The organism is bacterium, from assembly GCA_029210545.1.
In the GTDB taxonomy this organism is placed as follows: domain Bacteria; phylum BMS3Abin14; class BMS3Abin14; order BMS3Abin14; family BMS3Abin14; genus JARGFV01.
In genome coordinates this window covers 1-7,455 of record JARGFV010000117.1, presented here as the reverse complement: position 1 = coordinate 7,455, position 7,455 = coordinate 1, and the positions used below count along the sequence as shown (strand labels likewise).

The 7,455-nt window shown below is 59.5% G+C and carries 5 protein-coding genes; all 5 read right to left on the bottom strand.

The window, feature by feature from the left end; genetic code table 11:
• Positions 1–178 precede the first annotated feature (178 nt).
• Positions 179–2,470, bottom strand: a complete 2,292-nt coding sequence (locus tag P1S46_10515; GenBank protein MDF1536912.1) for a cytochrome c3 family protein — start codon at positions 2,468–2,470, stop codon at positions 179–181.
• A 14-nt stretch (positions 2,471–2,484) separates the two neighbouring features.
• Positions 2,485–3,327: a 4Fe-4S binding protein gene (locus tag P1S46_10510; GenBank protein ID MDF1536911.1), complete on the bottom strand. Its 843-nt coding sequence runs from the start codon at positions 3,325–3,327 to the stop codon at positions 2,485–2,487.
• A 495-nt stretch (positions 3,328–3,822) separates the two neighbouring features.
• Positions 3,823–5,067 (bottom strand): redoxin domain-containing protein, encoded by a 1,245-nt coding sequence (locus tag P1S46_10505; protein ID MDF1536910.1) that lies wholly within the window; start codon positions 5,065–5,067, stop codon positions 3,823–3,825.
• A 436-nt stretch (positions 5,068–5,503) separates the two neighbouring features.
• Positions 5,504–6,199, bottom strand: coding sequence for a cytochrome c3 family protein (locus tag P1S46_10500; protein ID MDF1536909.1), 696 nt, complete (start codon positions 6,197–6,199; stop codon positions 5,504–5,506).
• A 2-nt stretch (positions 6,200–6,201) separates the two neighbouring features.
• Entirely contained in the window at positions 6,202–7,290 is a 1,089-nt protein-coding gene (locus P1S46_10495) for a tetratricopeptide repeat protein (protein ID MDF1536908.1), read from the bottom strand.
• Positions 7,291–7,455 lie beyond the last annotated feature (165 nt).

Here is a 7,455-nt window from a genome sequence, read left to right as displayed (position 1 = left end):
GCATTGGCGGCACACGCCCGAGCCTTAACACAGGTTATCCGCCTTTCTCAGTGCCCTCTGTGGCTCTGTGGTGAAACGGCTTTTAAGGTGGCGCTCCCTGCGCCCACGCGCACATCCCCGTGTCTCCGTGTCTCCGTGTCTGCTCTACCCCCTCGCCCACGCTCCCATGCGCCCACCCTCAACCGTGGCACCTGGCGCACACCTGCATCCGTTCCTCGGGAAACAGCGGGGCATGGGATCCGCCGTGGGGAACGTGGCATGCCGTGCAGACCATCATCTCATCGCGGGTAACCGCAAGACCCTTCGGCAGGTGGGCAGTTCTGGTCTGTCCAGACAAAACTCTGCCGGCATCAAGACTATGAGCTGGATGTTCCTGATGACAGGAAAAACAAAGGTCAAAAACAGCTTTTTTCATGATCCCCTTGAAGTCCGAGGCGTGGGGAGTATGGCACAGAGCACAGTTTTCCTCCACCGGCGGATGTCTGGATACCCAGGGTTTGCCCTCCTTGTCAACGGAAGGATTGTCGTGGCAGGCCAGGCAGACATTGCTCCCCTTTTCACCGAGGAGGAAACGCTCCCTGGCCGCATGGGGGCCGTGGCAGCCGGTGCACCCTCCGAAGTTGACCGGGCCGTGGATGTACGCGTACTCCCTGCCGTCCCTTTTAAGGGTCATGTTGTCGTGGCACTGGTAGCAGAGGGCCGGCTGACGCTCTACCAGCATGTTTTTCTCACCGGCGTGGGGAGAGTGGCACGGGGTGCATTCCTTGTCGTCTCCTATGGGGGAGTGAATGATCTTGTTGTCAGGGTTGTAGGGGTTGGCCGGGTTGGCGTGGCACTCCAGGCAAAGGGCCATGCCGGATTTGGGCAGAAGGTGTTTGTCGCTGCCCGCGTGGGGGTCGTGGCATTTGGTACACGAATCGTCGTCGGCTATTGGGGAGTGGATCATCTCTCCTTCAAACTTATCGTGACAAGTGTAGCAGAGCGCCGTCCCCTCGGCCTTCAGCAGGGAGGGGTGCTGTGAAGCGTGGGCCGCATGGCACTCGCCGCACTCGCCGCCGGACACCGGATCGTGGATGCTGCCCTTGTCCGGCGCCTTGAAAGGATCGTGGCATTCGGCGCACAGCTCTTTTGCCACGAACAGCGCGGACGGGCCGCCGTGGGGGTTGTGGCAGTCGGTGCACCTCCCCTCCTCCACCGGCGAGTGAACGACCCCCCTGGCCCCCGCCCCGGCGGAGACGACGTCGTGGCACTCGTAGCAAAGGGCCGGGGTCTTTTGAAGAAGAAGCCCCCTCGATCCCGACGCATGGGGATCGTGGCAAGGCGTGCATTCACCGTCGTCGGAGATGGGCGAGTGGCCGCGGACACCCGGCCCATCGGGCAGGATGTCGTCGTGGCATTCCCCGCACACCGCGGCCTGCTCCCCGGCCAGCAGTTTGCCCCCGGAGGATGCGTGGGGATCGTGGCACGCCGTGCACCCCTCCCCCAGGGCTTCGTGGGTCACGGCTTTTCCCGCCACCGGGTCGTCGTGGCAACGGAGGCACAGGCCGGTACCGGCAGCTACGGTGAGTTTGGAAGATCCGGACGAGTGGGGAGTGTGACAGCCCAGGCACCCTTCCTCCAGCGCCTGGTGAACATTCTTCCGTCCGGCCACCGGATCGTCGTGGCACTTCAGGCACAGGTCATTTGCAGCGGCGACGAGCAGCCCCGGGTTGTTGGAACCGTGGGGATCGTGGCAAGAGCCGCACTCCCCCTCAGCCGCCGGATCGTGGACGTGTTTGCCCGCCGTCACCGTGTCGTGGCAGCCGTAGCATAGCTCGGGAACGCTCTTTTCAAGCGGGCTCCCCTCATCCCAGACGTGGGGATCATGGCACGCCGTGCACCCCTCTTCCAGGGCCCCGTGGAGGTGGGACAACCCCTCGGCAGGGTCGTCGTGACACTCCAGGCAAAGTTTCTTCCCTTTGGCGAGGAGCTCCGTCTTCCCGGGCACCGAAAAATCGTGGCAGTTCCCGCAATCCTCTTCCACCGGCACGTGGATGGCTCTCCTTATATACCCCTTGGCCGGCTTCTCCCCGGGGGGGTCGAAGGAGAGAAAGTAGCGCCGGTTGTCCACCTTGAGGATATTGACGCCCCGCTTGAGGACCATGGACTGGCGAAAGGTCCCGTTGGGGTACAGCCGGGGTATGATCCCCCCCCGGTTCAGGGTGATCCTGGGCATATGGTCCGGTTCACAGACCAGGCCGAAGACCGTTGTGGTGCCGAGGTCCACAGAAGTCTTGTCCAGGGGGAAGATGACCTCGCACTGGGCGGCAGCCGGGGATGGATCGACAGTCAGGGTGATCACAGAAATGAGAACGAGGACCCCGGCGAGAAAGGATCCGAAAATATTACACAAATTGAAGGGGTTTTCCCGGTGGCGGAAGCTTTCAGGGCTGCAGGCATTGAGGAGGCGCAGGAGCGAGATCCCAGGCATCAGTCAGTCCAGAATCAGGCAACGTCCGCTGCAGGTTCTGTAACCGGTTCCCGGAGCTTGCCCGGTCCCACCACCACCGAAACAGCCGGGCACTGGGAGCAGTCCAGGCACCGGATGCAGTTGTGGTTGTTGGCGTCCTTGTAAACCGAGATGTCCATGGGACAGATCCTGGTGCATTTGTCGCAGTGGAAACATTCGGACTCATTCCACGAAAGCCTCAGGACGCTGACGCGGTTAAAGAGGCTGAAAATGGCTCCGAGAGGGCAGATCACCCGGCAGAAGGGGCGCTTGGAAAGCGCTGAGAAAGAGACCACCGTGATGAGGATGGCGATCTTGACCCAGAAAAGCTCGTGGATCATGAGGCGGATCTCCTGGTTGACGGTCACCCAGGGCAGGCCGCCGATGAGAGTGCCCACTGGACAGAGCTTGGAGAACCAGGGCTGGAGTGTGTAGAAGGGGATGGCGAACACGAGCCCGGCCAGGACAGCGTACTTGATATAGGTCATCCAGCCGGGTATCCGCAGCTTGGAGGAGCGAAACTTGTAAAGGATCTCCTGCAGGTACCCGAAAGGACATATCGTGCCGCAGGCCATCCGCCCTATGGCCATGCAGAAGGTGATAAATAATCCGGCGAAATACATGGGGACGGCACGGATGATGACGAAGTGCTGGAGGGTGCCGATGGGACAGGCGAAGATCGATCCCGGGCAGGCGTAGCAGTTGAGGGCCGGAACACAGAGCCCCCTGGACTGGCCCTGCCAGAGGGTCCCGGGAGGGATGAACCCCTTGAGGTAGCCGTTGGTGATGCCCAACCCGAGGGATGACTGGATGATGCGTCTGAACAGCAGCCTATGCAAGGGCTAGAGGCCTCCTGTTTTGAGATGTTTAAAAGCTGTAACGCATAGGGCCGCCGATAGCGCCGTCTTTCAGGCGCTGCCGCAGGGGGCCGCGGTTAAACCAAGCAGTCAAGGATTGGAAAGCTCTTAACTGCGTAACCCTGCGGTCCACGCGGCCTCCCAGTGAGCCGCCTCTGCGCAACTCTATCGCGTTAAGGCTTTTATTCTGGATTCCGGCTCATCACGCCTACAGTGTGATGTCCGGAAGGACGCCAAAGAGCAGCAGGGATCGCGGTTCCCCCACTCTCCTTTTCGCCCCCTCTCCCTTTCCCGGGGGACAGACCGATCTTCCGACGTCCCTGACTACAGGGTCACCCGACCCCGATGCAGGACAGTCAGAGGAGGGTGGCGTTGAACATGGTCTCGCCCCATTCTCCCTGGACGACTCCCGCGTACAGGGCCGCCGCGCCGGCGAGGACCAGGAGCAGCTTTATGCCGTACCTTAGATATCTCATCCTACTGCCCCTGCTGTTTCTTCTGCATCATGAGCCTCATCTTTTCCATGGCGTCCACCTTCTTTTTCTTCTCCATGGTGAAACCGAGTTCCCCGAGCCTTGCAGTCAGGAGCTGTTCGAGGGCGGAAGCGGCCTCCGAGGCCTTCCCGTCAGCCTGCAGGGCCAGGACTTCGGAAAGGTCGATCAGTCTTGCGGGTTTCCCTCCGGAAGCCGTTTCATCGGGCGGCCCAACTTCCGCAACCGGCGAGCCTTCATCACTGGATTTCACCGGTTCAACATCGGCAGGTGAAATATCAGCCTCTGGTTTTGCAGGGTCTGACGGATCGGGAGCCTGCGAAACCAGAGGCTCACCACCTTGCAATAAAGCGATCGCCTCGTCAACCTTTTCCCCCGATACCAGGAGGTAGCCGGTGAGGAGGGTGGTCTCCTCCCGCCCCGGATCCAATCTTGCCGCCCGTTCCAGGCTCTCCTTCGCCTTGTCGTTATCCCCTTCCCGGAGGTGGACAAACCCCAGGTAGATGTTGGGGTCGGCCCACCCGGAATCGGCCACCGCCGCCTTCTCGAACTCGGGAAGCGCCTTGGTCATAAACCCTTTCTCGGCATGACGCTTGCCGAGGCCCAGGTGCAGGAGCGCCAGCTTCGTGGCCTTATAGGACGGTCCGGAATCCTCGGCCACGACCTCCTCCACCCACAGTCCGAGGGCTTTCTGGATCGCCTCGTCCATATCCTGGCAGGCACTTGTGGGATAGCTGGAAAGATCATATGAAACCGTACCGTCACCGTCCACGATGGCGGCCGTGGGTGTGGCGATGACACCCCATTCGTTGTAAGTCTTCAAGCCGTAGTCGATGAGCACCGGGAACCCGATCCCGTGTTCCTCGATGACTGCCCGGATCTGACGCAGGTCCTCATCATCGATATCCTGGTTCTCCACGTTGATGGCCAGCACCTGAAGGCCCTTGTCGCCGTACTGTTCATGAAATTTCTGGAGATCTTCAAGCTCGAGGATGGACTTCTGGCTCCAGGTCGCCCAGAAAAGCATAAGAACCGCGCCGGCATCCTTGTACCGGGCCAGGGAGTGCTCCTGCCCATCGAGATCGTTGAGCTGGACCGGCAGTCCCTGGTCACCGACCTTTATATTCTTGAAGGCAGCTGCCGCGCCCGTGACCGAAAAGGTCATGAGAATCAGAAGGAACACAGCCATCAGGCTGCGGCGGACGATGAATCGATACTCGTTTCTTCGCATGGGCGCACCTCTTGCTGGGGGTTTTCCGGCGACCGGATCCGCCTTGTTCTGAACCGGTCCCAGGGGGGGGAAACCGTGGCAGGCCTCTATTTTGTTATTGTCTTTCCAGGAACAACCTTGCCGGAAATTCTTCCGGACCTTGCGGCAAGGCGGCCACGCCGTGGGCAGCCCCGGTACGGCTCGCGCCGGTATTGGCGGGTTGCCCGGTGGACCACCTGCGGTTCACCCGCTAGCAGCGTGTCGGAAAACCTCTTGACACGCTGCTATAAGTTTTTCGGAAAGCCCTTTTTTGGGTCTTTTCTTGAAAACAAGAGCATTAAACCGGTAAATAACTCCGGTGAATTACCAAATGTGCCATATATTTGTTCTTTTCGGTCTAAATGCTACTTCCGAAAAACTATATCCAGGAGCCTGCATGGGGTTCTCCGACAGGCTCCTAGCGCAGATGATAGTTTTTATCCGAGCTGTGGGGATCGTGACATTTCACACAGTCGGCGTTCTGTCTTTCCTCGATATGCTTCTTGCTCAGGTTCTGGCTGTGGCAGACAAGGCACAGGTCCTTTCCCGTTGCCACGAGAAAGCCGGCGAACCGGGAACCGTGCGGATCGTGGCACGGGGAGCAGGATGCAGCCGCAACCGGTCCATGGACAAACTCCTTCGTTCCCTTGGCGTCGTGGCACTTGGAACAGATCTCTTCCTGCATGGGAGGTACAGCGTAATCGTGCTTCGCCGCGCCGGCATGACACTCGCCGCAGGTACCCTCTCCGGTCTCGATGTGGTAGCGGTACCCCTTCTGCTTGCCGACGAACACCTTGATGGCCTTGCGATCAATATCCGGAGCAGTCAGAACGACCTCATGGCGGCCTTCGCCCAGTTTCCACCGGAAAACGAAGCTGTTTTTCTGGAGGGGGGCAAACCCGAGGGTCTTGCCGTTATCGGTAATTTCCACCATCTTGGCTTCGCTGAAACCATCGACCTTCCCGATGATGAGAACTTCCTCCATGCCGACGAACGATTCCTCGGCCGGAGCCAGGATCCTGAACTCGGCCCCGGCGAAGACCCTTCCCGGTACAAGGCTGATGGCAAACGCTATTAACACAGTGGTGATCTTTTCTGATACAGTCCAGGTCATCCCTATTTCCCCGATTTCTTCAATACGCGCTCCAGCGCGTTGCGGTAGGTTTCCATGGCTTTTTGCACATCACTCTTCTTCTCGTAGATCTGCCCGAGGCGGTATAGAGCCAGGGTGGGATCGGGGTTAAGAGCGATTGCCTTCTGAAGCTGCTCCTCGGCTTCATCGAATTTCCCCTCGGCAATGAAGACGGAAGCCATGCCGATCCGGGCCTCGTTGGAGCTGGCCTCGACCTCGAAGACCTTCTCGAACTGTTCACGGGCCTTGTCGTACTGTTCCTCTTTGAGGTAGATCTCGCCGGAAAGGAGCCTTCCCTCGACCAGGGACGGGTTCAGCGCAAGAGCCTGCTCGAATTTGGGCAGCGCCTTGGTCCCGAACCCTCTTTCAAGGAGAACTTTCCCCATCTGCAGGGCGCGGTCGGCTTCCTTTTCCTCCTTGCTCTTTTCCACGATCTCGGTTTTCTCACTGCTCTTTTCCAGTTCCTCCCGGCTGATCAACCCGAGGAGCATCCGCGCCTCGTTGACAATCGTTTCGGTGTAATCGCCGCTGTAGGAGGAGTAATCGAAGACGAAGCTGCCCTCCTGGTCGATGATCGCGGTGACAGGGAAAGTGAACAGCCCATACTCGCCGTACAGTTTCTGATCTTCGTCCACGAGAATGGGGTATTGGAGGCTCATCTTTTCCACGAGAGTCTTGATAGCCGCCGGGTCCTCGGCCTTCGCCGACACGACCCACACTGTCACCCCGTCGTTTAGCAGGGTGCCGCTCACTTCTTCGAGGGCGTTGAGCACCTTTATGGAGCGATCCTGGTCCGGTTTGACAAACCCGAGGACAACGACCTTGCCTTTTTCGGCGGACAGGGTGCGGTCCATCCCCTCGAGATCCTTCAGGGTGAAGTCGGGGACAGGTCCGCCCTTGGTGAGATTCCTGAAAGCGGCGCCGGTGACCGGCGTAGCGAAAACGAGTCCCATGGCGAAAGCGACAGCAAGGGCCGAGGCAGTCAGCCGGTCCAAAACTGTTTTCCAGACGGCCCTGTCGATACCCGGAATTCTCTTTCCGGGTTCCTTTTCGGCTCCCTTCACATCTCTCATTTCTGCCCCCTCCCCAGCTTTTTCAAAATAGCGGCCCCTCTCATCCTGAACCGATACCGGGAAACCTCGTAAAAAGTTTCCAGGAACCCGCAAAAAGTCCAATCCGGGACTTTTCGCTCCACGGAAAGGGAAAAGCGTCGTTTTCCCTTTCCTTACAAATCAATG